We start from the raw sequence: 785 nt of genomic DNA on the forward strand, positions 1-785 counted from the left end.
TGATGGCCAGGCCGCCGTTCTCGGTGGTCAGCTCCAGCAGCAGCGCACCGCCTATGCCGGCGCGGACCTGCATGCGGACCGCCGCGCCGGTAAGGTCAACGGGCGGCTTGTAGATCAGCTGACCGCCGCTGGGTGCCAGGCCGAACGCGGACAGCGCGTTGATCTCCAGCGTCGACTGATCAACTACGGTGACGCGGTGCGGGCGCTCGCGGGTGGAGCGGTTGAGGCCTTGCAGGCCGGTCGAGCCCTCCACCCAGGCGAGCCAGTTGCCCGGCAGGCCGTGGTCGACGGTAAGGCGCACCGGCGAGCCGCCGATGGCGGTGATGGGCCGGTATTCCAGGCGCGGCTGCATCAGCCGCAGGGTGTCGCGCAGGGTCGCGCCCTGCACGATGTGNGCTACAGGTAGAGATTGAGGGGTCGAGCCGTGAGGTTCATGCCAAAGCTCTCGTAGTCACCACCACCAGGCGGATATGCCCAGCCGCCCGCATCGATCCAGACGTTGGTGGCGGGTGGCAGCGTGATGACCGTAACCCGATCATCTGTGCCCTCCTGATTCACCGTGAGGCCGAGCTGCGCGAAGCCCTCGAGGAGCAGATCGAAGAGGAGCCCGCTGACCCAGAATGCGGAGGGGTCCAACCGGATCGTCCACGTCTGTTGGCTCCAGTTGGTGAAGACCAGCGGCAGCGGGCCATGCGCGAACCCATCCTCGTACACGCCCTCAATTAGCGCCGGCAGGTTTACCGTGATGGTGCGGGGATTCTCCGCGCCACGGTCCGTGGTCGCGG

At 67.3% G+C, this 785-nt stretch carries 2 protein-coding genes; both read right to left on the reverse strand.

The genetic code is table 11. From position 1 onward, the window contains the following. The coding region (locus EA795_RS20660; RefSeq protein WP_240645062.1) for a hypothetical protein at positions 1-388 on the reverse strand (388 nt) is incomplete at its 3' end. Between the two features lie 8 nt (positions 389-396). Then, positions 397-785: hypothetical protein (locus tag EA795_RS21100; protein ID WP_158601322.1), on the reverse strand; the 389-nt coding region annotated here is incomplete at its 5' end.

It is taken from the genome of Stutzerimonas nitrititolerans (assembly GCF_003696285.1).
GTDB classification, from domain to species: domain Bacteria; phylum Pseudomonadota; class Gammaproteobacteria; order Pseudomonadales; family Pseudomonadaceae; genus Stutzerimonas; species Stutzerimonas nitrititolerans.